At 76.9% G+C, this 24,422-nt stretch carries 21 protein-coding genes; 14 read left to right on the top strand and 7 right to left on the bottom strand.

Features of this window, described 5'->3' with window-relative positions:
• Nucleotides 1-35 precede the first annotated feature (35 nt).
• Nucleotides 36-2,036 (top strand): S9 family peptidase, encoded by a 2,001-nt coding sequence (locus ACY0MR_RS07645; protein ID WP_473559917.1) that lies wholly within the window; start codon nucleotides 36-38, stop codon nucleotides 2,034-2,036.
• Between the two features lie 77 nt (nucleotides 2,037-2,113).
• Nucleotides 2,114-3,013: a S66 peptidase family protein gene (locus tag ACY0MR_RS07640; protein WP_473561732.1), complete on the top strand. Its 900-nt coding sequence runs from the start codon at nucleotides 2,114-2,116 to the stop codon at nucleotides 3,011-3,013.
• 319 nt (nucleotides 3,014-3,332) lie between these two features.
• On the opposite strand, the gene ACY0MR_RS07635 is transcribed toward ACY0MR_RS07640, so the two are convergent.
• Both ACY0MR_RS07635 and ACY0MR_RS07630 read right to left on the bottom strand, forming a co-directional pair.
• A complete protein-coding gene (locus ACY0MR_RS07635) occupies nucleotides 3,333-4,436 on the bottom strand; it encodes an adenosine deaminase (RefSeq protein ID WP_388795995.1) in 1,104 nt (367 codons plus the stop codon).
• Nucleotides 4,437-4,651: 215 nt separating this feature from the next.
• Entirely contained in the window at nucleotides 4,652-5,413 is a 762-nt protein-coding gene (locus ACY0MR_RS07630; RefSeq protein ID WP_388795991.1) for a GntR family transcriptional regulator, read from the bottom strand.
• Between the two features lie 268 nt (nucleotides 5,414-5,681).
• Here ACY0MR_RS07630 and ACY0MR_RS07625 point away from each other — a divergent pair, with 268 nt between their 5' ends.
• Nucleotides 5,682-5,933 (top strand): LapA family protein, encoded by a 252-nt coding sequence (locus ACY0MR_RS07625; protein WP_388795987.1) that lies wholly within the window; start codon nucleotides 5,682-5,684, stop codon nucleotides 5,931-5,933.
• Nucleotides 5,930-6,280: a hypothetical protein gene (locus tag ACY0MR_RS07620; protein WP_361863094.1), complete on the top strand. Its 351-nt coding sequence runs from the start codon at nucleotides 5,930-5,932 to the stop codon at nucleotides 6,278-6,280. Before ACY0MR_RS07625 ends, ACY0MR_RS07620 begins: the two co-directional genes overlap by 4 nt.
• 165 nt (nucleotides 6,281-6,445) lie before the next feature.
• Here ACY0MR_RS07620 and ACY0MR_RS07615 read toward each other — a convergent pair whose 3' ends face one another.
• Nucleotides 6,446-6,778 carry a DUF6204 family protein gene (locus ACY0MR_RS07615; protein ID WP_392204847.1) on the bottom strand — a complete coding sequence of 111 codons (333 nt, stop codon included), beginning with the start codon at nucleotides 6,776-6,778 and terminating at the stop codon, nucleotides 6,446-6,448.
• Nucleotides 6,779-6,968: 190 nt separating this feature from the next.
• Between ACY0MR_RS07615 and ACY0MR_RS07610 the strand changes: the two genes are divergently transcribed.
• Both ACY0MR_RS07610 and ACY0MR_RS07605 read left to right on the top strand, forming a co-directional pair.
• A complete protein-coding gene (locus ACY0MR_RS07610; protein ID WP_473559914.1) occupies nucleotides 6,969-9,035 on the top strand; it encodes a DUF5107 domain-containing protein in 2,067 nt (688 codons plus the stop codon).
• 468 nt (nucleotides 9,036-9,503) lie between these two features.
• Nucleotides 9,504-10,799 (top strand): hypothetical protein, encoded by a 1,296-nt coding sequence (locus ACY0MR_RS07605; protein WP_473559912.1) that lies wholly within the window; start codon nucleotides 9,504-9,506, stop codon nucleotides 10,797-10,799.
• 91 nt (nucleotides 10,800-10,890) lie between these two features.
• On the opposite strand, the gene ACY0MR_RS07600 is transcribed toward ACY0MR_RS07605, so the two are convergent.
• Both ACY0MR_RS07600 and ACY0MR_RS07595 read right to left on the bottom strand, forming a co-directional pair.
• Nucleotides 10,891-11,748 (bottom strand): methyltransferase domain-containing protein, encoded by an 858-nt coding sequence (locus ACY0MR_RS07600; RefSeq protein WP_388795972.1) that lies wholly within the window; start codon nucleotides 11,746-11,748, stop codon nucleotides 10,891-10,893.
• A 91-nt stretch (nucleotides 11,749-11,839) separates the two neighbouring features.
• Nucleotides 11,840-12,358 (bottom strand): GNAT family N-acetyltransferase, encoded by a 519-nt coding sequence (locus ACY0MR_RS07595; RefSeq protein ID WP_473559909.1) that lies wholly within the window; start codon nucleotides 12,356-12,358, stop codon nucleotides 11,840-11,842.
• 527 nt (nucleotides 12,359-12,885) lie between these two features.
• On the opposite strand from ACY0MR_RS07595, the gene ACY0MR_RS07590 reads away from it, so the two are divergent.
• From ACY0MR_RS07590 to ACY0MR_RS07580, 3 genes are all read left to right on the top strand, one after another.
• Nucleotides 12,886-14,112, top strand: a complete 1,227-nt coding sequence (locus ACY0MR_RS07590; protein ID WP_392864081.1) for a sulfite oxidase — start codon at nucleotides 12,886-12,888, stop codon at nucleotides 14,110-14,112.
• Nucleotides 14,113-14,206: 94 nt separating this feature from the next.
• Nucleotides 14,207-15,439, top strand: a complete 1,233-nt coding sequence (locus ACY0MR_RS07585) for an aminotransferase class I/II-fold pyridoxal phosphate-dependent enzyme (RefSeq protein ID WP_473559907.1) — start codon at nucleotides 14,207-14,209, stop codon at nucleotides 15,437-15,439.
• A gap of 238 nt (nucleotides 15,440-15,677) precedes the next feature.
• Complete coding sequence (locus ACY0MR_RS07580) at nucleotides 15,678-16,727, top strand: MBL fold metallo-hydrolase (protein ID WP_388795960.1); 1,050 nt, start codon at nucleotides 15,678-15,680, stop codon at nucleotides 16,725-16,727.
• 67 nt (nucleotides 16,728-16,794) lie between these two features.
• Here the strand turns inward: ACY0MR_RS07580 and ACY0MR_RS07575 are convergent, their stop codons facing one another.
• Together ACY0MR_RS07575 and ACY0MR_RS07570 are read right to left on the bottom strand one after the other, a co-directional pair.
• Nucleotides 16,795-17,454 carry a DedA family protein gene (locus ACY0MR_RS07575; protein ID WP_388795957.1) on the bottom strand — a complete coding sequence of 220 codons (660 nt, stop codon included), beginning with the start codon at nucleotides 17,452-17,454 and terminating at the stop codon, nucleotides 16,795-16,797.
• A gap of 106 nt (nucleotides 17,455-17,560) precedes the next feature.
• The gene (locus ACY0MR_RS07570; RefSeq protein ID WP_388795954.1) at nucleotides 17,561-18,340 is read right to left on the bottom strand and encodes an MBL fold metallo-hydrolase; all 780 of its coding nucleotides are present in this window, start codon (nucleotides 18,338-18,340) and stop codon (nucleotides 17,561-17,563) included.
• A 147-nt stretch (nucleotides 18,341-18,487) separates the two neighbouring features.
• On the opposite strand from ACY0MR_RS07570, the gene ACY0MR_RS07565 reads away from it, so the two are divergent.
• The 5 genes from ACY0MR_RS07565 to ACY0MR_RS07545 all read left to right on the top strand — a co-directional run bounded on the left by ACY0MR_RS07565 (nucleotide 18,488) and on the right by ACY0MR_RS07545 (nucleotide 24,255).
• On the top strand, nucleotides 18,488-18,904 hold the full coding sequence (locus tag ACY0MR_RS07565; RefSeq protein WP_361862730.1) for a recombinase family protein: 417 nt from the start codon (nucleotides 18,488-18,490) through the stop codon (nucleotides 18,902-18,904).
• 271 nt (nucleotides 18,905-19,175) lie between these two features.
• Entirely contained in the window at nucleotides 19,176-21,338 is a 2,163-nt protein-coding gene (locus ACY0MR_RS07560) for a phage holin family protein (protein ID WP_404077928.1), read from the top strand.
• Between the two features lie 468 nt (nucleotides 21,339-21,806).
• Nucleotides 21,807-22,109, top strand: coding sequence for a hypothetical protein (locus tag ACY0MR_RS07555; RefSeq protein WP_473559904.1), 303 nt, complete (start codon nucleotides 21,807-21,809; stop codon nucleotides 22,107-22,109).
• Between the two features lie 61 nt (nucleotides 22,110-22,170).
• Nucleotides 22,171-22,335 (top strand): hypothetical protein, encoded by a 165-nt coding sequence (locus tag ACY0MR_RS07550; RefSeq protein ID WP_473559902.1) that lies wholly within the window; start codon nucleotides 22,171-22,173, stop codon nucleotides 22,333-22,335.
• Nucleotides 22,336-22,410: 75 nt separating this feature from the next.
• Nucleotides 22,411-24,255, top strand: coding sequence for an alpha/beta hydrolase (locus tag ACY0MR_RS07545; protein ID WP_473559900.1), 1,845 nt, complete (start codon nucleotides 22,411-22,413; stop codon nucleotides 24,253-24,255).
• The last annotated feature ends 167 nt before the right edge of the window (nucleotides 24,256-24,422 follow it).

The raw sequence follows: 24,422 nt of genomic DNA, 5'->3' as shown, positions 1-24,422 counted from the left end.
ACCGTTCGCGTACCACCGTGACAGGGGGAGCCGGAATGAAGACGATCGCCGCACACGGCAGTTGGCCGTCACCCGTCGACGCGGAGCTCGCCGCCGCCCACGACGGGCGGCCCGAGTACCCCGGCGTCGTCGGCGACGAGCTGTGGTGGACCGCGCCGCGGCCCGCGGAGGGGGGCCGGCGCGCCCTGGTGCGCCGGCGCGCCGACGGCACCGAGGAGAGCCTGCTGCCCGCCCCGTGGAACGTGCGCAGCCGCGTCGTCGAGTACGGCGGGGTGCCCTGGGCGGCCGTGCCGCGCCCGGCCGGCGGCCCGCTCGCCGTCTTCTGCCACTTCCCCGACCAGCGCCTCTACGCCTACGAACCCGATGCCGCCCCCGGCGCGGAGCCCCGGCCCCTGACCCCCGTCTCCGGGACCGGCGGGGGACTGCGCTGGGTGGACCCGGTCGTCCACCCCGACCGGGGCGAGGTGTGGTGCGTCCTGGAGGAGTTCACCGGCCCCGCCCCGACCGACGTGCGCCGCGTGATCGCCGCCGTCCCGCTCGACGGCTCCGCGGCCGACGACCGCGCGGCCGTGCGCGAACTCTCCGACGGGAGCCACCGCTTCGTCACCGGGCCCCGGCTCTCCCCGGACGGCCGCCGGGCCGCCTGGATCGGCTGGGACCATCCCCGGATGCCCTGGGACGGCACCGAGGTCCAGCTGGCCGAGATCGCCCCCGACGGCACCTTCCGCGCCGCCCGGACCGTCGCGGGCGGCCCCTCCGAGTCGATCCCCCAGGTCGACTGGGACGCGGCGGGACGGCTGCTCCTCGTCAGCGACCGCACCGGCTGGTGGAACCTCTACCGGGCGGAGGTCGACGGGGACGGCGGCCTCGGCGAGCCGGCGGCCCTCTGCCCCCGGGCCGAGGAGTTCGGCGGACCGCTCTGGAAGATCGGACTGAACTGGTTCACCCCCCTGGAGAACGGCCTGGTGGCCGTGGTCCACGGCAAGGGCACCACCGCCCTCGGCGTCCTCGACCCCGACCGCGGCACCCTCGCCGACGCCGCCGGACCCTGGACGGAGTGGGCCCCCACCCTGGCCGCCCACGGCACCCGCGTCGTCGGCATCGCCGCCTCTCCGCTCAGCTCCTACGAACTCGTCGAACTCGACACCCGGACCGGCCGCACCCGGGTCGTCGGCGCCGCCCACACCGACGCCGTGGACCCGGCCCACCACCCCGAGCCCCGCGTGCGCACCTTCACCGGACCCGGCGGACGCGAGATCCACGCGCAGGTCTACCCGCCCCACCACCCCGGGTTCGCCGGTCCCGAGGGCGAACTCCCGCCCTACGTCATCTGGGCCCACGGCGGCCCCACCGGCCACGCCCCGCTCGTCCTCGACCTGGAGATCACCTACTTCACCTCCCGCGGCATCGGGGTCGCCGAGGTCAACTACGGCGGCTCCACCGGGTACGGCCGCGAGTACCGCGAGCGGCTGCGCGAGCAGTGGGGCGTCGTCGACGTCGAGGACTGCGCGGCCGTCGCCCTGGCGCTCGCCGCAGAGGGCACCGCCGACCCGGCCCGGCTGGCGGTCCGCGGCGGCAGCGCCGGCGGCTGGACGACCGCCGCCTCCCTGGTCTCCACCGACGTGTACGCGTGCGGCACGATCATCTACCCCATCCTCGACCTGCGGGGCTGGGCCACCGACGAGACCCACGACTTCGAGTCCCAGTACCTCCACGGACTCATCGGATCCGTCGACGACGTCCCCGCCCGGTACAAGGAGCGCTCGCCCATCGAGCACGTCGACCGCGTCACCGCGCCCTTCCTGCTGCTCCAAGGGCTCGACGACGTCATCTGCCCGCCCGCGCAGGCCGAGCGCTTCCTCGCCCGCACCGCCGGCCGGGGCGTCCCGCACGCGTACCTCGCCTTCGAGGGCGAGGGGCACGGCTTCCGCCGGGCCGACACGATGGTGCGCGCCCTGGAGGCCGAACTCTCCCTGTACGCCCGGACCTTCGGCGTCCGGCGGACGGACGTCCCCGACCTGGAGTACCGCACGTGACGGCTTCCGACCCCGCCCTCTTCGCCCCGCCCGCCGGGTCCCGGCCGCCCGTCGGAGCGCCGGCCCGGCCCGAGCGGCTGCGGCCCGGCGCCCGGGTCGCCGTCGTCGCCCCCAGCGGACCGGTCCCCGAGGAGCGGCTGCGGGCGGGGCTGGACATCCTCCGTGGCTGGGGCCTCGACCCCGTCGTCGCCCCGCACGTCCTGGACACCCACCCCACCCTCGACCACCTCGCGGGCGCCGACCGGGACAGGGCCCGGGACCTGACCGAGGCCTACTGCGACCCCGCGGTGTCCGCCGTCCTCTGCGCCCGCGGCGGCTTCGGCGCGCAGCGCATGGTCGACCTCGTCGACTGGCGGGCGGTACGGGAGGCCGGGCCCAAGGCGTTCGTCGGCTACAGCGACGTCACCGTCCTGCACGAGGCCTTCGCCGTCCGGGCGGGCTACGCGACCCTGCACGGCCCGATGGTCGCCGCGGGGACCTTCCTGTCCGACGCGCGCACCCGGGAGTCGCTGCGGGCCACGCTGTTCGAGCCCGAGTCGGTGCGGACGCTCGGCCTGGACACGGCACGGACCCTGGTGCCGGGCCGGGCCCGGGGCGTGACGCTGGGCGGCTGCGTCAGCCTCCTCGCCGCGGACCTCGGCACCCCCGGCGCCCGCCCCTCGGCCCGCGGGGGCCTGCTGCTCATCGAGGACGTGGGGGAGGAGCCGTACCGGCTGGACCGCATCCTCACCCAGCTCCTCCGGTCCGGATGGCTGGACGGCGTCGCGGGCATCGCCCTCGGGTCCTGGGCGGAGTGCGGACCGTACGAGGAGGTCCGGGCGGTCCTCGCGGACCGTCTCGGCGGCCTCGGCGTCCCCGTGGTGGAGGAGCTGGGCTTCGGCCACAGCGCGACGGCCCTGACCGTACCGCTCGGCGTGCCGGCCGTCCTGGACACGGACGGGAACACCCTCACCCTGGACGCACCGGCCCTGCGCTGAGAGCGGCGGCGGAGGAGGGCGTCCGGGGAGACACGGGCCGTGGGGCCGGACGGGGACGCCCGGTCCCGGCCCTCGCGGAGGACCGGAGGGGGCCGGAGGCGGGGCTCCCGGCGGACCGGGAGCCCCGCCGCCCAGAGGACCGGAACCGGGAGCCGAACCTTCCGGCGGACCGGGACCGGGAGCCGCCCCTCCTGGCGGACCGGGACCGAGAGCCGCCCCCGGTGGACCGGGGCGCCGGGAGGTCCGCTCGCAGGTGTGCCCCGGCCGGTGTGCCCGGGCCGGCGGGCCTCCCGGCCCGGGGGTGGGTCAGGCCGGTGGGTCAGGCCGACACGGCGCGCAGCGTCGCGTACCCCGGGCGGACCACCTCGTCGATCAGCCGCTGCCGCTCGGGGAGCGGCAGGAAGGCGGCCTCCAACGCGGCGACGGTGAACTCCTCGAAGACCTCCGGGCCGTAGCCGAAGGCGTCCGCCATGTGCTGGAACTCCTCGCTCATGGTGGTGCCGGAGACCAGCCGGTTGTCCGTGTTCAGCGTGATGCGGAACCCCAGACGGCGCAGCTCGTCGATCGGGTGCGAGGCGTAGTCCTTCGCGGCGCCCGTCTGGAGGTTGGAGGTCGGGCAGACCTCCAGGGCGATGCGGTTGTCCCGGACGTACGAGGCGAGCCGGCCGAGCGTGCCGTCCTCGGCGATGTCGTCGGTGATCCGCACGCCGTGGCCGATCCGCTCGGTGCCGCAGACCTGCACGGCCTCGTGGATCGACTCCGCGCCGACGGCCTCGCCCGCGTGGATCGTGTAGTGGCAGTTCTCCCGCTTCAGGTGCTGGAAGGCGGGCAGGTGACGGGCCGGCGGGTTGCCGATCTCGCCGCCGGCGATGTCGAAGCCGGCCACGCCCTTGTCCCGGTGCGCGACGGTGAGCTGCGCGATCTCCAGGGAGCGGTCCGTGTGGCGCATGCCCGTGAGGAGGGTGCGGACCGTGATCCGGCCGCCGGAGCGGCGCTCGCCCTCGCGGAAGCCGTCGTTGACGGCCTCGACGACCTCGTCGAGGGTCAGGCCGCCCTCCAGGTGCTGCTCGGGGGCGTAGCGGATCTCGGCGTAGACGACACCGTCCGCCGCGAGGTCCTCGGCGCACTCGGCCGCGATGCGCGTGAGCGCCTCGCGGGTCTGCATCACCGCGCAGGTGTGGGCGAAGGTCTCCAGGTAGCGCTCCAGCGAACCGGAGTCGGCTGCGTCCCGGAACCAGACCGCGAGCGCCGCCGGGTCCTCGGTGGGCAGCGCGGTGTAGCCGCGTTCCCGCGCCAGCTCGACGATGGTCGAGGCGCGCAGTCCGCCGTCGAGGTGGTCGTGGAGGACGGCCTTGGGGGCCCGGCGGATCCACTCGGAGACGGTGGCGGCGGCAGGCGTGGCAGGGTTGTCAGACAAGTGCATGGCGGGGAAGTGTACGCCACGGGAGAGGGGGCCGCTGTGACGGGACCGACAGGGGCGCTCCGGAGACCGGGTCGGCATCCTCGCGGCCCGGAGGCGGGACCCGGGCGGAGCGCACCCGCAGGCGCGCCTGCCGGCGCTCCGGGCGCACGCCCCGCGCGCGACGGCCGGGACCACGGCCCGGCCCGGGTCGCGCCGGTGGGCCGGGCGCGAATGCCTCAGTGCGACTGCAGGACCGGGAGGGCGGGGGCGCCCGTCGGAAGCATGTGCTTGGCGGCCAGGACCGGGGTCTCGCCGACCCGGACGACCTGGGTGACCAGGACGGCGGGGGTGTCGGCCGGACGTCCCAGCTGGTCGCCGCGCCGCCGCCCCAGGAGGGTCGCCGTGATGCCGCTGTGCGCGGAGAGCGCGGTCTCCCGCGAGGCGCCCAGCAGGACCGAGAGCATCGAGGCGGCGGCCCCCTGCCCGGTCCGCGAATCCGCCGCCCGCAGGGCGCGGGCGAACTCCGGGTGCACCCGGTCGAGCAGCTCGTCGGCCGCCGCCCACTCGTGGCTCAGCGCCGCCGCCGTACCCTCCCCGGTCAGCAGGGACTCCCAGAAGCGCAGCTCCGCGCGGGCCGGGGCGAGCAGGTGCTGGGTGGTGAAGTCCGTCGGCTCCTCGACCGTCCGCAGCAGCGCCCGCACCCGCAGCGGAGTGCCCGCGCCGATGAGCTCCTCGATGGGCCGGACGTGTTCGAACCCGCGCCGGGGCGGCCGGTCGTTGACCGTGCGGCCCACCCCGCGGCGCACGGTCAGCAGCCCGTCCTCCTGGAGCAGCAGCAGGGCCTCGCGCAGGGCGGGCCGGCTCACGCCCAGCTCGACGGCGAGCTTCGGCTCGGAGGGGAGGGTGGAGCCCGGCGGGTAGGTGCCGTCGTGGACGGCGTCCGCGATCCGCTCGTAGAGCGCCACGACCGGTCGCCGCCGCTGCCCGCTGACCGCCACGGTCGCTCCTCGTCTCGTTCCGGTCGGTTCCGGTCGGCTCGGGTGGGACCCGTGGGACCCGTGGGATCCGGTGGGTCCGTCCGCGTTCCGGCGGGTCGTGCGGGACCCGGTTCCGACAGTGTCGGGCACCACGGTAGTCGCCCCACGTTGTCTGACAAGTCACCCGGACGGCTCCGCTCACCGTCACGGTGAGGCTCCACTCACCTCATTCTGGACCCACGGCCACGGCCGGTTACGACCGACGGCACGACGGAGGAGAGGGCCGGGCATGAGTCCCAAAGAGGCGTCACGGACATCGCGCGGCGGCGGGTCCCGGTTCACCGAGGCCATGACCCCGGGGCGGATCGCGATGGCCGCGCTCGCCGTCGTCACGCTGGTCTTCATCTTCCAGAACACCCGCGAGGTCAAGATCAGGATCCTGGTCCCCGAAGTGACCATGCCGCTCTATCTGGCCCTGCTCGCCACCGCGGTCGTCGGAGCCGCCTGCGGCTTCTACGCCGCGGCGCGGAGGCGCAAGTGAGGCGCCGCGCCGTCGTGGGCGCGGGAGCCGTGATCGCGCTGGCCGCGGTCGCGGTCACCTCGACCGAGGAGGCCGCCTCCGCCGACGAGGGGGCCGGGACCCGGCCCGTGCCCGACTTCCTCGGCCGCGGCCTGTGGCGCGTCTTCACCCGCCTCGACCCCCGGACCCGGCTGGACGTGCACGACGTCAGCGGACGCGACCGGCGGGTGCTGTGGCCGCCGCGGTGGCAGGTCGTCACCCAGTACCCGGAGGCGGGCACGGGCCTCGACCGCCGCACCACGGTCATGATCGGAGTCGTACGCAAGGGGGAGAGCTGCCCGCCCCGCGTCCGCACGGCGCGCCGCTGAGCCGGTACTGTCCTCGCCCCGCATCCGCACGGCGCGCCGCTGAGCCGGAACTGCCCTCGCCCCGCCGTCCGCACGACGCGCGGCCGAGCCGGCGCTGCCCCCGCCTCTCCCCCCGCCGCCCTCGCGCTCGCACGACACGCGGCCGAGCCGGCGGCGGTGTCCCGCTCAGCGCTTGTAGTTGATCTTCATCGTGTCGAGGTCCGTCACCGTCGACCGCAGCCCCCGGTACCCGTGCCCCAGCTCCGCCAGCGCCGTCTCCACCCGGTCCTCCGCGAGCGCGCCCGCCATCTCGTCGCCGTCCGCCGCGTCGGAGACGACGACCAGGCGGTACGAGAAGTGCTTCAGCGTCCGGTCGTAGGTGAGCGAGCCCTCCTCGGTGAACTGCATCGCGGTCAGCCCGTGCGCGTCCACCTCGGCGAGCAGTCGTGCCCGGCTCTCCTCCGACAGACCGTCGAAGGTGCCGCGCACGATGACCCGGTAGGTGTGCTGCGTGCCCATTCCTCGTACTCCCTGCTGCGCTGGTTCCCCGGCCGCCGACGGCGCGCCGACCGTCCACCCTACGGCGCCGGGCGCCCGGTCCGCCGGGAGTTTCCGGCCCGCCTCCGGGCCCCCGCGGGCCCTCGGACCGGTCGAAGCCCGGGGCCGAGAACCCCTGGTCAGGAAGACCACGGGCGTGTTCCATGGGGCGATGACGACCGTACGACGTGCCGTACTGACGCTGCCCGCCGCCCTGTTGGGGCCGGACAATCCCCTTCCCGCACTGCGGGCCCCCGCCGGGGTCCACGCGGTCGACCCGCAGACCCTCGCGGAGCTCCCGCGGGACATGGCCCGGGGCATCGGCCGGGACCCGCTGCGCAGCATCCTCCCCACCCCCGTCCGCGACGGCTACGGCCGCGAGCGCACGCCCGCGGACCTCGACGCGATCGTGATCGAGAACGACCGGCTCCGGGCCACCGTGCTGCCCGGCCTCGGCGGCCGGCTCCACTCCCTCCACCACAAGCCGACCGGCCGCGAACTCCTCTACCGCAACCCGGTGTTCCAGCCCGCCGCCTTCGCCCTGAACGGCGCCTGGTACTCCGGCGGCGTCGAGTGGAACATCGGGGCGACCGGCCACACCGCGCTCTCCTGCTCCCCCCTCCACGCGGCCGTCGTCCGCGCACCCGACGGCGCGCCGATGCTCCGCCTCTGGGAGTGGGAGCGGCTGCGCGACCTGCCCTTCCAGGTCGACCTCTGGCTGCCCGAGGACGCCGACTTCCTGTACGCGGCGGTCCGGATACGCAACCCCCACGAGCGCACCGCCCCCGTCTACTGGTGGTCCAACATCGCCGTCCCCGAGGACCGCAGGATCCTCGCGCCCGCCGACGCGGCCTGGCACCACGGCTACGACCGCGGCCTCGACCGGGTCCCGGTGCCGGTCACCGAGGACGGCACGGACCGCACGTACCCGCGGAACAGCACCCACGCCGCCGACTGGTTCTACGACCTGCCCGACGGGCAGCGCCGCTGGATCGCCGCCCTCGACGCGGACGGCACGGGACTCGTCCAGACCTCCACCGACCCGCTGCGCGGCCGCAAGCTCTTCGTCTGGGGCACCGGACGCGGCGGCCGCCGCTGGCAGGAGTGGCTGACGGAACCCGGCACCCCCGGCTACGCCGAGATCCAGGCCGGGCTCGCCCGTACCCAGCTCGAACACCTGGAACTGCCGGGCGGCGCGGAGTTCAGCTGGCTGGAGGCGTACGGACCGCTCGCCGCCGACCCCGCCGCGGCGCTCGGCGACGACTGGGCGGCCGCCCGTGCCGACGTCGAGCGCAGCCTCTCGGCCGCCCTGCCCCGCGACGCGGTCGACGCCGCCCACGCGGCCTGGCGCGAGACCGCGGCCGACCGGGCGCCGGAGGAGGTCCTCGCGACCGGATCCGGCTGGGGAGCGCTCGAAGTCCTGCGTGGGGGACACGCGTTGCCCGGTACGCCGTTCCCCGAGTCGACGCTCGGGCCCGAGCAGGAACCCTGGCGGGAGCTGCTCCGCACCGGCGTCCTGCCGCCCCCGGCGAAGGGCCCGGCGCACGGAGCCGCCCCGCTGACCGCGCCCCTGGTCGCGACCGCCTGGCGGGACATGCTGGAGACCGCCCCGGCCGACCCCGCCACCGAGTACCAGCTCGGCATCGCCCAGTGGCACGCCGGCGACCGGGCCCAGGCCGTACGGAGCTGGGAGCGGGGCCTCAAGGAGGCGACCGTCCGCTGGCCCCTGCTGTACTGCCTGGCCGTCGCCGACCGCGAGGAGGGCCACCCGGAACGGGCCGCGGAGCACTTCGCCGAGGCGTTCGCCGACCACGAGGCGTCGGACGGCGGCGCCGAGGCCCCGGCGGGCGGGAGCCGCGCGGAGGAGGGCGGTGCGGAGGCCTTCGCGGACGAGGGCGGTACCGGTGCCGCGGTTCGCGCCGGGGCATCGGCGCGGGCCGTCGCCGCCGCCCTCGGCAGGGAGGCCCTCGACGCGCTCCTCGCGGTCGACCGGCCCGACCGCGCCCGGGCCCTCTGGGACCGGCTGCCGGACGCCGTCCGGCGGCAGGGGGCCTTCCGGCTGCTCGAAGTCCGGCTGCTGCTCGCCGAGGGCCGGCCGGACGGGGCCCGGGCCCTCTTCGACGCGGGCTTCGAGGTGGCCGACCTGCGCGAGGGCGCCGAGGTCCTGGGGGAGCTCTGGGCCCGCGTCACCGACGAACCCCTGCCGGACTCCTACGAGTTCGGAATGCGGCCCAGCTGAGGCCGGGCGGCCCCGGGACTCGGTCGCTACGCTGGAGGGAGCGGAGACCGTGGGGGAGCGGAGGGCCGGGGATGGCGGCATGGGCGACCCAGGAGTGCCGGTGCGGACATCCGCGCTTCCGTCACGGGGAGCCGCGGTTCGCGGGGACGTGCGGGGCCTGCCTCTGCGGGGCCTTCGTCCTGCCGCCCGCTCCCGCCCTCGCTGACGGGTCGCCTCCCGAGCCGGGACCGGACCGCACGCCCCACCCCGGCTGCCCCCTCCAGGACCCGGACTGCCTCGGCTTCCACGACGTCTTCTGAGCCCCCGCCCCACGGGGCGGGGCCGGGGAGCACCGGCGCTGCGGCCTTCCCGCCCACCCCGCGATGCGGGCGGAGCGGGCGCCGGACGCGCTCTGCGCCGACCATGGGAACAGGGCTCCCCCCGCGCCGCCGGGAGCCCGGTCCGCCCGGGAGGCAGGAGGTACGGCCGATGGCACGCACCCGCGAGGTGTACGTCTACGACTACGCGGCCGACTTCGGGCTGAGCGGCCTCGCCGGCACCCTCTGCGCCCGGTCGTGCCTCCGCCTCGACGAACCGGTCGTCCTCGACGTCGCCGAGGCCGAGGCGGAGGACGACGACCACCGGCTCGGCGCGGACGTCCGGCTCCTCCTGGAGTCCCCGCTGCCGGACGAGGTGCTCCGGACCGTGTGGCTGGCGGCCGTGCGCCGCTGCTTCGACCCCGCCGAGGCGGGCACCGACACCCGGACCTGGCTGGCGGCGGTCGCGGAGCTGTGCCCGCCGCGTGCCGCGGAGCGCGACCCGTACGAGCTGCGGTCCCTGGACGACGCCCGGCCCGACGTACCGGAGGAGGACCTGCGGCGCGCGGTGGCCGCGGAGATCGGGTCGGCCTCGGCCGCCCTGGAACTCCGTGTCGCCGTCCCCGGAGTCGTCCCGGCCCTCCTCCGGGTGGTGCGGGAGGCCGACGCCGACCTCGGGCTGCGGCTCTTCCTGCGGGCGCTCAAGGCGTACTCCGTGCCGGTCGGCGCGGACGCCTACGACCGGCTGTTCGCCCTCGGGGACGGACTCGCGTACCCCCCGGCCGTCGTCCACGACGGGCTCGCCGTGCGCTGGCGCCCCCTCGACCCGGGCCGCCGCGACTTCGCCCGCGGCGGATTCGGGCTCCCGATGCTCGCGGCCGCGCTCCGGGGCACCGAGTGGACCTACGGCGGCACCCCGCGCGAGCACATCCAGCGGGTCGCGGACGACGGCCCGGGACACGCCCCGGGGGCGTACGCGGCGGTGCTCCTCGACGACGTCTGGAGGCTCCTGGACTCGGCCCTGCCGGAGGAGGCGATCGGCCTGCTCTGGCGTACCGCGGCCAGGCGTCCGCACCTGCCCGACGGGGACGAGTTCGACGCCGACGGGAGGGTCTGGCTCGACCAGGTCTCCCAGGTGTGCCACGCCCACCTCGCGGAGGTCGATCCCGCGTACGCGCCCTTCCTCGCGCCCGCGAGGACCGATCTGACGGAGGCGGTCCTGCGGGAGGTGCGCGAGGCCGTCCACGCCGACGCGGAGCAGGTCCGCGGGGTCGCGCGGGTCCTGGAGGACGTGGTCACGGCGGTCGACCCGGACCTCGGCTTCCGCCTCCTCCTGCACCTCCTCGACACGTACGCGGTCCCCGTCGGCGAGCCGGCACGCGACCGCTACCGGGCCCTCGGCGTGCGCCTCGGGTTCAGCACCGACCACACCGGCACGGAAGGCGCCGACGCGCGGCCCGGGGGCTGACGGATCGCCCCGGTCCCGCCGCCGACGGATTCCCCGCCGGGCCCCGGCGGACCAGCCACGGCCCTTCCGAAGGTCCGGTTCCGAGGGCCCGTCAGGACACCCGGCACAGGATCTCGCCGTGCGGGACCATGAACCACGCGTCCTCCCGGGTGCCCCACTCGCGCCAGGCGTCCGCGATGCCGGCCAGCTCCGCCGCGGTCGCGTGGCCGCCGGCCACGGCCAGGTCGGCGTACCCGGAGGCCGTCGTGCGGTCCGCCCACAGGCCGCTCCACCAGGCACGCTCCTCGGGCGTGGCGAAGCACCAGGTGCCGGCGGTCGTCGTGACGTCGGTGAAGCCCGCCTGCCGCGCCCAGGCGAACAGCCGTCGTCCCGCGTCCGGTTCGCCGCCGTTGGCGCGGGCGACCCGGTGGTACAGGTCCAGCCAGCCGTCCAGGGCGGGCCGCTCGGGGTACCAGGCGAAGGCCCCGTAGTCGCTGTCACGGGCGGCGACGACGCCCCCGGGGCGGCACACCCGCCGCATCTCGCGCAGCGCCTGGACCGGGTCGCCGACGTGCTGCAGCACCTGGTGGGCGTGGACCACGTCGAAGGAGTCGTCGGGGAAGTCCAGCGCGTGCACGTCGGCGACGGCGAACCGGACGTTCTCCAGGCCGCGTTCGGCCGCCACGGCGCGCGCGTTCGCCAGCACCCCCTCGGCCGCGTCGACCGCGGTCACCCGGCCGGGGGCGACCAGGGCGGCCAGGTCGGCGGTGATGGTGCCGGGCCCGCAGCCCACGTCCAGGACGTCCAGCCCCGCGGTCAGCGCGGGCAGCAGGTACGCGGCGGAGTTCGCCGCGGTCCGCCAGCTGTGCGAGCGCAGGACCGACTCGTGGTGGCCGTGGGTGTAGACGGCCGTCTCCTGGGCCGTCCCGGGGTCGGCGGAGGGCGTGGAGGAGGTGGAGGCATGCGTCATCGGAGCGACTCCCTCGGTGTGGGTGCGTGCTCACCACCGTACGCACGGATGTCGCATGATGAGATCCTCGTCTTGACATGTGGACGATGGTTCAGGTGAACAGGTCTCCCCGGTAGCGGAGTTCGTCGAGGACGCGGCCGCCGGTCTCCTCCCGCACGACCTCGCCGTCCGGGCGCATGCCCGCCGCCTCGTAGAAGCGGCGGCCCCGGGCGTTCCCCGCGAACACCCACAGCGCCACCGTGCGGAACCCGCTCGCCGCCAGGGCCCGCGCGGACGCCGTGAGGAGGGCTCGCCCCACCCCCGTGCCCCACACCTCGGGCAGGGCGTAGAGGGCGGCCAGCTCCGCCGTGGTCCGCCCGTCGAACTCCTCGCCGGGCCAGGCCCGGAAGCAGGAGAACGCCCGCACCCGCCCGTCGGGGTCCGTCTCGACCAGGACGTCGGACCGGTCCGGGGCGGTCAGCCGGGTGCGCCAGACGGCGGTGCGCTCCTCGACGTCCAGTGCGTCCAGGTAGGAGTGGGGGAGCAGGTCGCGGTAGGCGGCCCGCCAGGACAGGACGTGCACGGCGGCGATCCCGGCCGCGTCCTCGGGAACGGCTTCTCGTATCGGCATGGCGCATTGTCCGCCGGGCACCGCCCCGACCGCCCCTCCATTACGCCGCACGCCCCCGGGCCCCGGCCCCCTGATCCGCCCCTGGGCCCCGCCCACGGGCTCCGGCCCCTGACTCCGCCCCCGGGGTCCGGCCCCCTGTCTCCGCCCCCGGTCCCGGGTCCCGGTCCCGGGCCCCGGTCCCGGGTCCCGGTCCCGGGCCCCGGTCCCGGGTCCCGGTCCCGGGCCCCGGTCCCGGGCCCCGGCCCCGGCCCTGCCCCGCCCGGTCCCGAGGCCTTGCCCCCGTCCGCCCCTCGGACCCGGCGACAGCACCCGTCCGCCTCGCACCTGCGGGCTGCCACCCGGCTCCGCCCTCGCACGTCCGGTCCCCTGCCGGATCTGCCTCCGCACCTGCGGTCCGCCCGCCCGGCCCGACCTGACGAACCCCCTGTGACAGCACGATGAACGGGCCGTCCCGGCCGCCCTTCCGACCCTAGGATCGGCCGCGCCGCCGCCCGGTGGCGCGCCCCTCCCAGCTGCCGAGGAGTCCCGTGCCGAACCCGCCCGCCCCCGACCGCCGTTCGCTGCTGAAGGTCCTCGCGGCGGCGCCGGCGGTCTCCGCCCTCGGCGGCCTCGCCACGGCCCCCGCGGCGTCCGCGGCCCCGGCCCCCGCGCGCACCGCGTCCGCGACCGCGGCTCCCGGGATCGTCAAGGCCCTCCCGGCCGCCCACTTCACCGTCCGCGGCACCAACGCCGAGGCCCGCTTCGACGCCTTCGGGGACACCGGCGCCCTCACCCCCGTCGACCGCTTCTTCGTCCGGAACCACACCACCACCCCGGTCCTCGACGCCGCCGACTGGCGGCTGACGCTCTGGGGCGACGGGCTGCACGGCCGCAGCCCCGTCCACTTCACCTACGGGCAGCTCCGTGACCTGCCCTCGGTCACCCGAACGGCCCTGATCGAATGCGCCGGGAACGGCCGCAGCCTCTACACGAGCCAGCAGGGCGAGCCGGTCACCGGCACCGCCTGGACCCTCGGCGCCGTCGGAGCCGCCCGCTGGCGCGGCGTCCGCCTCGCCGACGTCCTCCGCCGGGCCGGCATCGCCCGCGACGCCGTGGACCTCCAGCCGCGCGGCCTCGACGACCCCTACGTCTCCGGCGGCGTCGACTACGGCCGGGTCCGCCGCCCGCTGCCCGTCGCCAAGGCCTTCGACGACGTGATCCTCGCGTACGAGATGAACGGCGAACCCCTCCCGTACGACCACGGCCACCCGGTCCGGCTCGTCGTCCCCTCCTGGGTCGGCATCGCCTCCGTCAAGTGGCTCGGCGACATCGAGGTCTCCACCCGTCCGCTCAGCTCGCCCTGGTCCACCGACTGGTACCGCCTCTTCGGCGACGCCCACCCGGCCGGCGGCAGCGCGCCGATCAGCCGCCAGACGCTCAAGTCCGGCTACCAGCTGCCCTTCGGCGCCACCCTGGAGGCCGGCCGGCCCCACCGGCTGACCGGCAGGGCGTGGTCCGCGCTCGCCCCCGTACGGACCGTCGAGGTGTCCACCGACGGCGGCGCCCGCTGGCGCCGGGCCCACCTCCACGACACCCCGCGGCGCGACGGCTGGGTCCGCTGGAGCGCGCCCTGGCTCCCGCGCGCCACCGGACCGGCCACCCTGCTGTCGCGCACCACCGACGCCGCCGGGAACACCCAGCCCGAGCGGGCCGTCCACAACACCCAGGGCTACCTCTTCAACGCGGTCGTACGGCACCCCGTGACCATCGCCTGAACCGACGCCTGGAGCGGCGGAAACGGCCGAACCTTCGTATAAAGGGCACGGGGGTGCCGTGTCGGCACCCCCGTGCCCTCAGGAGGTACGGGACATGCGGCAGACGGCTCCGGAAGGCCGCGGCCCGGTGCGCTACGGCCCTCCCGCCCCCGACACGGGTCTGCCCGTGCTGCCCGGACTCGCCGGGCTCCTCGCCGCCGCCGCCGGACGGACCACCCCCGAACCGCCCGGCGGCGGCCCCGTCCTGCGGGAGGCCGCCTCCGGCTACTGGTGGCGCCGCGGCCTGCGCACCCACGCCGAGGACGTCGTCGCCGGCCCCGGCGCCCCCGCGCTGCTGCTCGCCCTGATCGCCGCCCACGGCGGCGACCTCCTGCTGCCCCGGCCCTGCCCCGCCTGGTGGACCCCGCAGGCCCGCCTCCTGGGCCGCCCGGCCTACCACGTACCGACGCCCGCGGAGGCCGGCGGCGTCCCCGACCCGTACGCCCTCCTGGAGACCGTCCGGCGGATCCGGGCCGAGGGCGGCACCCCGCGGGTCCTCCTGCTCTCGGTCGCCGACGACCCCACCGCCACCGTCGCCCCGCCCGAACTCGTCCGCGAGGCGTGCGAGGCGGCCGTCGCCGAGGGACTGCACGTCATCAGCGACGAGACCTGGCGCGACACCCGCCACCGCCCCGAGGAGACCGTGCTCCTCAGCCCGGCCGAGATGTGCCCGGACGACGTCACCGTCCTGTCCGACCTCGGCGGCGCGCTCACCCCCGCCGCCTGGCCCTGCGCCGTCGCCCGCTTCCCGCCCACCGACCCGTCGCGCGCCGACCGCTGGACCGACCGCCGGGCCCGCGTCCTCGACGTGCTGACCGCCCTCGGGGCCGTCGTCCCCGGACCGGTCGCCCCCGCCGCCGCCCACGCCCTCGACGAACCCGAGGACGTCACCGTACGGTCCCGGCGCGCCGCCGCCGTCCACGGCCGCCTCGCCGCCGCCGCGCACCGCGCGGTGCGCGCCGCGGGGGCACTCGCCCGGCCGCCGCAGGCGGGCCGCCACCTCTACGCGGACCTCGGCCCGCTGCGGGCCGGTCTCGCCGCCCGGGGCGTCACCGACTCCCTGGAGCTGGAGAGCCACCTCGGCGCCCGCCTCGGCGCCCCGGCGACCGGCGGCCACCGCTTCGGCGACGAACTCGGCGCCCTGCGCGTCCGGTTCGGCACCGGCATGTTCCTCGGGGACACGGCGGAGGAGCGGGCGGAGACGCTCACGGCGGACAGTCCCGAGACGCTGCCCCACGTGGCCCGGAGACTCGCGGACTTCGGCACGCTCCTGGAGGAGCTCCGGTGACCGCGCACCGCGTCGCGCGGCCGCCGGGGCGACGGAGGCCCGCGCCGGGCCCGGCCGCCGCGCGAGCGGTCCGCATCCCTCGCGCCCCCGCGGCCGTCCGGCCGCCGGGAGCACCGGCCCGGCCGGCGGCCGCCCGCCCCACCGGTCCGCCGCCCGCACCCCCGGAGGGCGCGCCGCGCACCCCCCGCGCCCCCCTCTCCGCACGAGCCGCAGCATCCGCGCAGAACGGAGCCCGCAGATGACGGAACGGACCGCACACCCCGCGCGGGCCGCCGAGACGGCCCCGCACCGGCCCGGCCCCGCCGCGGCCCCCGCCGACACCTCCGTCCTGCACCCCGTGGGACGGCTCCGCCCCGACTGGCCCCGCAGCTTCGCCGACCGGCTCACCGCCCCGCTGCCCGGCGTGCGGGCCCTGGCCCGGCTCGCCCGCGAGGGAGCCGTACGCCCCCGCCCCGAGGGACTCCGCGACATCCCGCTGCTGCCCTTCGAACCGGGCCCGCTGCCGCCCGCCGGTCCCGACACCCTCGCCGTCACCTGGGCCGGGCACGCCAGTTGGCTGCTGCGCATGGGCGGGCTCGCCATCCTCACCGACCCGGTCTGGTCCCGGCGCATCTTCGGCACCCCGGCCCGGCTCACCCCCGTCGGGGTCCGCTGGGAGGACCTGCCGCCCGTCGACGCCGTCGTCATCAGCCACAACCACTTCGACCACCTCGACGCCCCGACCCTGAAGCGGCTTCCCCGGCACACCCCGGTCTTCGTCCCCGCCGGCCTCGGCCGCTGGTTCACCCGGCGGCGCTTCACCCGGGTCACCGAGCTGGACTGGTGGGAGGCCGCCGAACTCGACGGCGTCCGCTTCGACTTCGTCCCCGCCCACCACTGGTCCAAGCGCACGCTCCTGGACACCTGCCGCTCCCTGTGGGGCGGCTGGGTGCTCACCGACCGGTCGGGGCGGCGCGTGCACTTCGCCGGCGACACCGGGTACGGCCACTGGTTCGCCGAGATCGGCCGCCGGTACCCCGGCATCGACCTGGCCCTGCTGCCGATCGGCGCCTACGACCCCCGCTGGTGGCTCAGCGACGTCCACACCGACCCGGAGGAGGCGGTCCGCGCGCACCAGGACCTCGGGGCGCGGCGGATGGCCCCCATGCACTGGGCGACGTTCGTGCTGTCCTCGGAGCCCGTCCTCGAACCCCTCACCCGGGTCAGGACCGCCTGGGAGCAGGCGGGGCTGCGCCGTGAGGACCTGTGGGACCTCCCCGTCGGCGGCTCGCGGGTCCTCGCGCCCTGACCGGACGAGCCCTCCGCCGGCCGGCACCCCGCGCCCGTCACACCGCCCCGCGGCCCGACGCCCGCGCCTAGCGCTCCTGGACCCCGCCCACCTTCGGGCGCTGCCCCCGCATCCGCCGCCACAGCCCCGGCACCGCGCCGACCAGCACCGTCAGGCCCACCGCGGCCACCACGCCCTGCCACGGCTCCGGGAACAGCGAACCGCCCAGAATCCCGATCAGCTGGTACGTCGCCGCCCATGCGAGGCAGGCCGCCGCGTCACCGCGGACGAACCGCCGGAGCGGCATCTCCGCCAGCAGGCACGCGAGCATCACCGGGATCCGCCCCGCCGGCACGAGCCGCGACAGCACGAGCACCGACACCTGGTGCGTGTCCAGCCGCTCCTGCGCGTGCGCGAGCCGATCCGGCGTCACCCGGCCCCGCAGGGCGGCGAGCCACCGCGAGCCGTTGCGCGAGCGCACTCCGCGCTGCCCCAGCCAGTACAGGACGGTGTCGCCGAGCAGGGCGGCGAGCGCCGACACCAGGAAGACGTAGAGCAGCGAGAGCGGCGACGTCTGGTGGAAGGCGACGACCGCCGCCGAACTGACGATGGCGCCCGTGGGCACGACCGGCACCAGCGCGCCGAGCGCGACGAGGAGGAACAGCGAGGGATAGCCGACCGCCTGCTGCGTCGACTCCGGCGGCAGTTCCCGCACCACCGCCACGACCCCGGTGAGCCCGTCGATCACCGGCCGCCCCCCGGCCGCGCCGCGGGCACGGACTCCCGCACCGGCGGCTGCGGCCAGGCCGTCCCCGCGCCCCCGGCCGCCGCGGCCCGCGCGGCGCCCCGCCGGCTCACCGGGCCACCTCCGGACGCACCCGCTCGCCGTGCGCCAGCAGATGGACCGCCACCTTCGGGGCCAGCCGGGCCGCGTGCCGCACGAACTCGTCGCCGGGCGCGTGGAACTCGTGCGGCCGGACCCCGTCGAGCCCGATCGGCCAGTACGTGCCGTAGTGCACCGGGACCGCCGCCGCGGGCGACAGCGCCGCCAGGGCCTCCGCCGCCCGGCCCGCGTCGAGATGGCCGTGCCCGAGGTACGGACCCCAGCCGCCGACCGGCAGCAGCGCCACGTCCACCGGGCCGACCGCCTCCGCCATCTCGTCGAAGAGCCCGGTGTCACCGGCGAAGTAGGTGCGGGCCTCGCCCTCGACGACGTATCCGAGGGCGGGGGAGCGGTGCGGGCCGACCGGCAGCCGCCGTCCGTCGTGGCGCGCCGGCACGGCCCGTACCGTGACGCCCTCGACGGTCACCGTGTCGCCCGGCCCCACCTCGGTGAGCCGCAGCCCGTTCGCGTCGAGCCGGCGCAGTCCCGGTACGGCGGCGGGGGCGCCGCGCGGCACGACGAGCCGCGTCCCCGGCGCGAGCCGGGCCAGGGACGGCAGGTGCAGGTGGTCGGAGTGCAGGTGCGAGACGAGGACGGCCTCGGCGGCCGCGGCCTCCGGCGGCGGCAGGGCGCCCCGGCGGCGCCGCAGGTGCGCGAGCCGCCGGGTGAACAGCGGATCGGTCAGGAAGCGGACCCCGGAGTCCTCGACCGTGCAGGTCGCGTGACCCCACCAGGTGACCTCCACCGTCATGCCGCCTTCCGTCGTCGCGGGCTCCGCCCGCCGTCCACCGCCCGTTCGCGGTGTCCGGGCTCGTACCCTCACTCCGTATCGAGGGTAAATGTCCGGAGCGGGCCCCGGAGGATGTTCGGCCGTCCCGTCCCGCAGTAGGGTCGGCGCATGGACGACGTTCGGGTGGCGGCGATCGCCAGCCTCACCCCGCTCGAAGAGCTGGACAGCGACCCCTTCCTCGTGGACACGCGCGGCCAGCACGCGGTGTGCGCCCGCTGGGCCGACGAGCAGGGGTACGTGGTCGCCCGCCGGCTGCTGTTCTACGGGATCCGGCCCGACCACGAGGCCCTGTGGGCGGACGTGGAGGCGGGGGCGGTCGACCTGTTCGTCGCCGCCAACGAGCGGGTCCTCGCACGCGCGTTGACCTCCGTGTCCGGCTTCCGGGCGGAGTGCGCGCGGCGCGGGGTGCGGCTGGAGACCGCCTGCGCCGACGGGCCGGCGGGCGAGCCGGAGTACGACGCCGCGGCGAAGGCGGGGGTCCACCGACGCCTCTCCATGCCCACGGCGGGCTACGACGGCTGCTGACGGCCGCCCACCCCGCGTCGCGGCCCGTACGGCGACCCGGCGGCCGGGCCTCCGCCCGCCCCGGGGCACCCGGACCCCGCGCATCGCCCGGGACGCGCACACGGACCGGCGTACCACCGACGCACCTGACGCACTGCCCGACGTACGCCCCGGCGGACGTCCCGGTGCGCGACCTGACACACCCGCGGCGGGCGCCGCCACCCGTCCTCCGCGCCGACCGGGGGCGTTGTGCCACGCTTGAGGCAGGAAACGGGCGAAAGGTGAAGCGGGCGTGAGTGACGGGCGATGGGGTGGCGCCGAACGCTGGCGGTCCGCGGGCAGGGCCCTGGGGCGGGTGATCGTCGTCTGGGCGGTGTCCACGCTCACGATGCTGGCCCTCGCCGGACTGCTCCCCGACTTCGAGCTGCAGTCCGCCGACGGCGACAGCTTCACGAGGACGGCGCTCACCGCCGCCGCCGCGGCCGGCGCGTTCGGCCTGCTCGGCGCGCTCGTGTGGCCCGCGATCGTCCGCGCCCTCCTCCTCGTGCCCGCCCTCGTCCTCGGCGTCCTGGTCTTCTTCCTCAACGGCTCGATGCTCCTCGTCGCCCTCTGGCTCATCCCCGACGGACGCGGCACCGCCAACCCGGAGACCGCCGTCGTGGTCGCCGCCGTCATGTCCGCCGTCGCCTCCGCCACCTCCACCGGCCTCGCCGTCCGCGACGACGACGCCTACCGGCGCCGGCTCTACCGGCTCACCGGCCGCACCCGCCCCCGAGCCGCCGAGGACGTCCCCGGAGAGGTGCCCGGCACGGTCTTCCTCCAGCTCGACGGCGTCGGCCACCGCGTCCTGCGCGAGGCCGTCACCGACGGCCTCATGCCCACCGTGGCCTCCTGGATCGCCGCGGGCCACCGGCTCACCCCCTGGCGCACCGACTGGTCCAGCCAGACCGGAGCGAGCCAGCTCGGCATCCTGCACGGCTCCAACGAGGACGTGCCCGCCTTCCGCTGGTACGAGAAGGACACCGGCCGGCTCATGGTGTCCAACCGCCCGGCGAGCGCCGTGGAACTCCAGCGCCGCGCCGTCGCCCGCACCGGCGACGGCGGCCTGCTCACCGTCGACGGGGCCTCGCGCGGCAACCTCTTCAGCGGCGGGGCCGACCAGCTCGCCCTCGTCCTGTCCATGGCCGCCCGGCGCGGCCCGCGCAACCGCTCCCGCGCCGGCTACTTCGCCTACTTCTCCGACCCGGCCAACGCCGTCCGCACCGCCGGCTCCCTGCTCGCCGAATGCGGGCGCGAGGTCTTCCAGTCCACCCGGGCCCGGCTGCGCCGCGAGACCCCGAGGGTCTCGCGCGGCGGCACCTACCCCTTCGTGCGCGCCTTCGCCACCGTCGTGGAACGCGACGTCGTCGTCTCCGCGGTCATGGGCGACATGCTCGCCGGACGCACCGCCGTCTACGCCGACCTCGTCGCCTACGACGAGGTCGCCCACCACTCGGGCCCGCACGGCCGGGACACCGACCAGGTCCTGCGCCGACTCGACCGTTCGATCGCGCTGATCGCCACGGTCGCCGAGCACGCCCCCCGCCCGTACCGGATCGTGCTGCTCTCCGACCACGGGCAGAGCCCCGGCGAGACCTTCGAGGGCGCGTACGGGCTGACGCTCAAGGACCTGGTCAGGGCCGGCTGCGGACTGCCGGTGCCGCGCCGGGTGCGCCGGACCCGCAGCGGTTCGGAGGCCCGTGACGCGGCCCGGGACGCGCTGCGCCTCGCGCTGCACCGCCCCCTCGACGAGTCCGGCGCGGCGGGCGGGGCCCGCGAGACGGCGAAGGAGCTGTCGGCCCGGCCGTCCGAGCCGGTCGTCCTCGCCTCCGGCAACCTCGGCCTCGTCTCCTTCCCCGACGTGCCGCACCGCATGACCCGCGAGGAGATCGACCTGCGCCACCCGGCCCTGCTCCGCACCCTCGCCCACCATCCGGGCGTCGGCTTCGTCCTCGTGGCGAGCGCCGAGCACGGCTCGGTGGTGCTCGCCCGTGACGGGGCGGAGGTACCGGTCGCCGACCTCGACGACGCGGGCCCCCTCGCCGCCTTCGGGCCCGGCGCGGCGCGGGCGGTGCGGCGCACGGACGGCTTCCCGCACGTCGCGGACATCATGGTCAACTCGATGTACGACCCGGCGACCGGCACCGTGCACGCCTTCGAGGAGCAGATCGGCTCGCACGGCGGCCTGGGCGGGGAGCAGTCGCGGCCCTTCCTCCTCTCGCCCCCGGAGCTGTCGCCGCCGGTCGGGGCGGGGGAGGAGCTCGTCGGCGCGGAGCAGGTGCACCGGGTGCTGCGGCGCTGGCTGCGGGAGTGCTCGGGTCCGCAGGTGCCGCTGGCGGCGCCGCCGACGGCGGAGGAGGACGCGGCACTCCACCGCCCGGTCGACCGGCCGGTGGCGCAGGACGAGAAACGCTGAGGGGACGTCGCCGGGGAGGGGGTCCAGGGCGGAGCCGGCGGGTCCGCGGCTGTGCGGTGAACCGGTGAATCAGGGCTCCCATCCGTAGGCCGCTCGGGCGGATCCCGGACCGGGCGCGCGTGTCGGCACCCCTGCGGGGCAGTACGGATCTCCGTGAGCCCCGCGTCCGAACCGCCCGCCGCTCCCGCCGCCCCGGTGGGGCGCCCGGCGCGCGCGAGGGCCGGTTGCACGGGGGCCGACTGCGCGGGGCCCGGTCGTCCGAGCACCGGGTGCGTGCGGCCCGGGTCCGCGGGGCCTGCATGCGCGGAGCCCTTGTGGGCGATGCCCGGGTGTGCGAGGCCCAGGGGGGCAGGGCCCGGTCGTGCCGCATCGCGCCCGCTCACCCGCCGGACCGGCGGGAGCGGGCCGCGGGCGACCGGCACCCCGCGGCGGAACCGCCGCCGCGGAGCGGCCCGGCCCCTCCGGATCGTGCTGCTCCTCGTCCTCGTCGCCCTGCTCGGCACCGGTACGGCCGGTGTCCTCACCGGCGGGGCCGAACTCCGGCCCGCCGCCGCCTCCCCGGCCTCCGACGCGGGCGGCGAGACCCACGACCCGGCCGCCACCGAGGCGGGACTCCCCGGCCGCTCCCGCCGGCACCGGACGGGCCTCCGCCCTGTCCGGCGCCCCGGCCGCCACCGGTCCGGCGCACGGAACCCGCGCCGCATCCCGGCCCCCGCCCCCGTCCCGGGCCCGCGCGGCGACGCGCTCCGGTGCGTGGTGATGCGCTGCTGAGAGGCCCGAGCCTCCCCGCAGCCACCCCCCCCATCACCCCCGCACCACGAGGAGCTTCGCCATGCCCGTCGACCCGTTCGCCGTCCTCCAGGCCCTGGTACGCGCCGAGGCCTCCCGGGCCCAGCGCTCCGAACGCAGGACGCCCGACTCCGCCGACCCGGCCGCCGAGCCCGGCCCGGCCACGGCCCCCCAGCCGCCCGCGTACCGGGACGAACCCCTGCGCTGATCCTCCGTCACGCCCCGACGCGGGCCGGGCGAAACCCGATTCCGAACCAGTGTACGGACGTGCGAGGGTGTTCCGATGACCTCGACCGACCGGAACACCGGCCCCGATCGGTCCGCCGGACCCGCGTCCGGCGTCGAGTGGCGGGCGGTCCCGGGCCCCGGGGCCGCCGCCCCTCCCCGTCCGCCGCTCCCGCGCCGCGCCGCCCGCCGGCTCCTCGCCTTCGCCCGCCGCCCCTACTGGGACCGCCCGGACCCCTCGTACCGCATCCGCCGCTGGCCCGACCTCACCGCCCTCTGCCTCGCCACGGTCTTCTTCTGGACGAGCCTGACCCCGTCCCTGGTGCCCCGGCCCTGGTACCTCCAGGGGCTCGTCGGCGGGATCACCGGCGTCATCGGCTACGCCCTCGGCTCCGGACTCGCCTGGCTGTACCGGGCCCTCGCCCCCTGGCGCCCGCCCGCCCGCGTCCGGACCCGCTGCTGGCAGGCGTACTGGCTGCTCAGCCCGGTCCTCGCCGTGTGGTTCATCTCCGAGAGCGCCCGGATGCAGCGTCAGCTCCGCGTCCTCCAGGACCTCCCGCCGGCCCTCACCTGGCACACCCCGATGATCGCGCTCATCGCCCTCGGCCTGCTGCTCGCCGCGCTCCTCGTCGCCCGGGCCGTACGCCTCGGCTCCGTCGCCCTGATACGGCAGCTCGGCCGGCTGCTTCCCCGGCCGGTCGCCTTCGCCGTCGGCGCACTCGTCTCCACCCTCCTGGTCCTCGTCGGCGTCCGCGACATCGTCTTCGACCGGGGTGTCGTCGACCTCGCCGACCGGATCGCCGAGGCCACCAACGACGGCACCAAGGACGGCATCCGGCGCCCCGCCTCCCGGCTCGTGTCCGGCGGCCCCGGCTCCCTGATCCGCTGGGAGGACCTCGGCTACCAGGGCCGCAACTTCGCCGGCTCCGCCCCCACCCCCGCCGCCCTCGGCGCCTGGACCGGCCGGCCCGCGCTCGCCCCCGTCCGCGTCTACGTCCCCTCCCCGCCGCCCACCGCGTTCCACGACGACAGCCCCTTCGCCGCCCAGGCCCGCCTCGCCGTCCGCGAACTCGACCGCACCGGCGCCTTCGACCGCGCCGTGCTCGCCGTCGCCGGCACCACCGGCACCGGCTGGGTCGACCCGAACGTCACCGAGGCCCTGGAGTACATGTACGGAGGCGACACCGCGATCGTCGCCGTCCAGTACTCGTACCTCCCCAGCTGGGTGTCCTTCCTCGTCGACAAGGAGAAGGCGGGCCGGGCCACCCGGGCCCTCCTCGACGCCGTACGCGCCCGCCTCGACGCCCTCCCCGCCGCCCAGCGGCCGCGGCTCGTCGTCACCGGGGAGAGCCTCGGCGCCTACGCCGTCGAAGCCTCCTTCGACGGCCCCGACGACCTCCTCGCCTCCACCGACGGCGCCCTCCTGATGGGCGCCCCCGACTTCTCCCCGATCTCGCGCGAGATCCGCCGCGACCGCGACCCCGGCAGCCCCGTCTGGCGCCCCCAGTACCGGGGCGGCACCCACGTCCGCTTCGCCCAGTTCCCCGAGACCGACCTGGCCCGCCCGGCCGCCGCCTGGGAGCACCCCCGCGCGGTCTACCTGCAGAACGCCTCCGACCCCGTCGTGTGGTGGTCGCCCGACCTCCTCCTCGAACGGCCCGCCTGGCTCGACGAACCCCTCGGCCCCGACATCACCCCCGAGATCACCTGGTTCCCCTTCGTCGCCTTCTGGCAGACCTCCGTCGACATGGCCGTCTCGTACGAGGTCGGCGCCCCGCACGGCCACCGCTACGGAGCGGGGGCCGTCGACGGCTGGGCCGCCGTCCTGCCGCCGCCCGGCTGGACGACCGCCGACACGACCCGGCTGCGCGCCCTCATCGGCGACCGGGCGGCGGCGTACTGAACCGCCGACACGGCCCCGGGCCCCTCGGGGACGGGGCGTCGCCGCATTACTTCGCACGTAATCGACCCCCGCCCACCCCCGGCGGCATGCTCGGGAGCACCGGGACCCGGGCGGCGCACTCCGCCCGGGCTCCGGGCCACCACCAGCCCGAACGTCCCCCTATGGAG

The sequence above is a fragment of the Streptomyces sp. JN8 genome, assembly GCF_055808075.1.
The sequence above is the reverse complement of the archived record's forward strand: the minus strand, read 5'-3'. Positions and strand labels throughout refer to the sequence as shown.

Coding starts and splice junctions, on each gene's coding strand:
- ACY0MR_RS07645 (WP_473559917.1), top strand. CDS start 36: ATGAAGACGATCGCCGCACACGGCAGTTGGCCGTCACCCGTCGACGCG.
- ACY0MR_RS07635 (WP_388795995.1), bottom strand. CDS start 4,436: ATGCACTTGTCTGACAACCCTGCCACGCCTGCCGCCGCCACCGTCTCC.
- ACY0MR_RS07625 (WP_388795987.1), top strand. CDS start 5,682: ATGAGTCCCAAAGAGGCGTCACGGACATCGCGCGGCGGCGGGTCCCGG.
- ACY0MR_RS07615 (WP_392204847.1), bottom strand. CDS start 6,778: ATGGGCACGCAGCACACCTACCGGGTCATCGTGCGCGGCACCTTCGAC.
- ACY0MR_RS07610 (WP_473559914.1), top strand. CDS start 6,969: ATGACGACCGTACGACGTGCCGTACTGACGCTGCCCGCCGCCCTGTTG.
- ACY0MR_RS07605 (WP_473559912.1), top strand. CDS start 9,504: ATGGCACGCACCCGCGAGGTGTACGTCTACGACTACGCGGCCGACTTC.
- ACY0MR_RS07600 (WP_388795972.1), bottom strand. CDS start 11,748: ATGACGCATGCCTCCACCTCCTCCACGCCCTCCGCCGACCCCGGGACG.
- ACY0MR_RS07595 (WP_473559909.1), bottom strand. CDS start 12,358: ATGCCGATACGAGAAGCCGTTCCCGAGGACGCGGCCGGGATCGCCGCC.
- ACY0MR_RS07585 (WP_473559907.1), top strand. CDS start 14,207: ATGCGGCAGACGGCTCCGGAAGGCCGCGGCCCGGTGCGCTACGGCCCT.
- ACY0MR_RS07580 (WP_388795960.1), top strand. CDS start 15,678: ATGACGGAACGGACCGCACACCCCGCGCGGGCCGCCGAGACGGCCCCG.
- ACY0MR_RS07570 (WP_388795954.1), bottom strand. CDS start 18,340: ATGACGGTGGAGGTCACCTGGTGGGGTCACGCGACCTGCACGGTCGAG.
- ACY0MR_RS07565 (WP_361862730.1), top strand. CDS start 18,488: ATGGACGACGTTCGGGTGGCGGCGATCGCCAGCCTCACCCCGCTCGAA.
- ACY0MR_RS07550 (WP_473559902.1), top strand. CDS start 22,171: ATGCCCGTCGACCCGTTCGCCGTCCTCCAGGCCCTGGTACGCGCCGAG.
- ACY0MR_RS07545 (WP_473559900.1), top strand. CDS start 22,411: ATGACCTCGACCGACCGGAACACCGGCCCCGATCGGTCCGCCGGACCC.